The organism is Staphylococcus sp. HMSC055C03 (assembly GCF_001809385.1).
Classification (GTDB): domain Bacteria; phylum Bacillota; class Bacilli; order Staphylococcales; family Staphylococcaceae; genus Staphylococcus; species Staphylococcus simulans.
In genome coordinates, this window is sequence record NZ_KV797489.1 from 1 (window position 1) to 1,746 (window position 1,746).

The window sequence follows — 1,746 nt, forward strand, 5'->3', positions numbered from 1 at the left end:
ATAAACATTCAAAACTGAATACAATATGTCACGTTATTCCGTTTCAGTTTCCTGCGAAACTGTTCCGAATAATATCCTTAGAAAGGAGGTGATCCAGCCGCACCTTCCGATACGGCTACCTTGTTACGACTTCACCCCAATCATTTGTCCCACCTTCGACGGCTAGTTCCTAAAAGGTTACTCCACCGGCTTCGGGTGTTACAAACTCTCGTGGTGTGACGGGCGGTGTGTACAAGACCCGGGAACGTATTCACCGTAGCATGCTGATCTACGATTACTAGCGATTCCAGCTTCATGTAGTCGAGTTGCAGACTACAATCCGAACTGAGAACGGCTTTATGGGATTTGCTTGACCTCGCGGGTTCGCTGCCCTTTGTACCGTCCATTGTAGCACGTGTGTAGCCCAAATCATAAGGGGCATGATGATTTGACGTCATCCCCACCTTCCTCCGGTTTGTCACCGGCAGTCAACTTAGAGTGCCCAACTTAATGCTGGCAACTAAGCTTAAGGGTTGCGCTCGTTGCGGGACTTAACCCAACATCTCACGACACGAGCTGACGACAACCATGCACCACCTGTCACTTTGTCCCCCGAAGGGGAAGGCTCTATCTCTAGAGTTGTCAAAGGATGTCAAGATTTGGTAAGGTTCTTCGCGTTGCTTCGAATTAAACCACATGCTCCACCGCTTGTGCGGGTCCCCGTCAATTCCTTTGAGTTTCAGCCTTGCGGCCGTACTCCCCAGGCGGAGTGCTTAATGCGTTAGCTGCAGCACTAAGGGGCGGAAACCCCCTAACACTTAGCACTCATCGTTTACGGCGTGGACTACCAGGGTATCTAATCCTGTTTGATCCCCACGCTTTCGCACATCAGCGTCAGTTGCAGACCAGAAAGTCGCCTTCGCCACTGGTGTTCCTCCATATCTCTGCGCATTTCACCGCTACACATGGAATTCCACTTTCCTCTTCTGCACTCAAGTTTTCCAGTTTCCAATGACCCTCCACGGTTGAGCCGTGGGCTTTCACATCAGACTTAAAAAACCGCCTACGCGCGCTTTACGCCCAATAATTCCGGATAACGCTTGCCACCTACGTATTACCGCGGCTGCTGGCACGTAGTTAGCCGTGGCTTTCTGATTAGGTACCGTCAAGGGATGCACAGTTACTTACACCCTTGTTCTTCCCTAATAACAGAGTTTTACGATCCGAAGACCTTCATCACTCACGCGGCGTTGCTCCGTCAGGCTTTCGCCCATTGCGGAAGATTCCCTACTGCTGCCTCCCGTAGGAGTCTGGACCGTGTCTCAGTTCCAGTGTGGCCGATCACCCTCTCAGGTCGGCTACGTATCGTTGCCTTGGTAAGCCGTTACCTTACCAACTAGCTAATACGCCGCGGGTCCATCTATAAGTGACAGCAAAACCGTCTTTCATCATGAAACCATGCGGTTTCATGTGTTATCCGGTATTAGCCCCGGTTTCCCGGAGTTATCCCAGTCTTATAGGTAGGTTACCCACGTGTTACTCACCCGTCCGCCGCTAACGTCAGAGGAGCAAGCTCCTCGTCTGTTCGCTCGACTTGCATGTATTAGGCACGCCGCCAGCGTTCATCCTGAGCCAGGATCAAACTCTCCATAATAATTTATGATGTTTGACTAGCTCATAAAAACTAATTGTTTTAAAACGTCCTTAGGACGTTTGTTAATTTGGAATTAACGTTGACATATTGTCATTCAGTTTTCAATGTTCATT

General features: G+C 49.8%; 1 rRNA gene. It reads right to left on the reverse strand.

The features are described 5' to 3' along the window. Window positions 1-81 precede the first annotated feature (81 nt). Window positions 82-1,633, reverse strand: a 16S ribosomal RNA gene (locus tag HMPREF2603_RS05315). Between the last annotated feature and the right edge of the window lie 113 nt (window positions 1,634-1,746).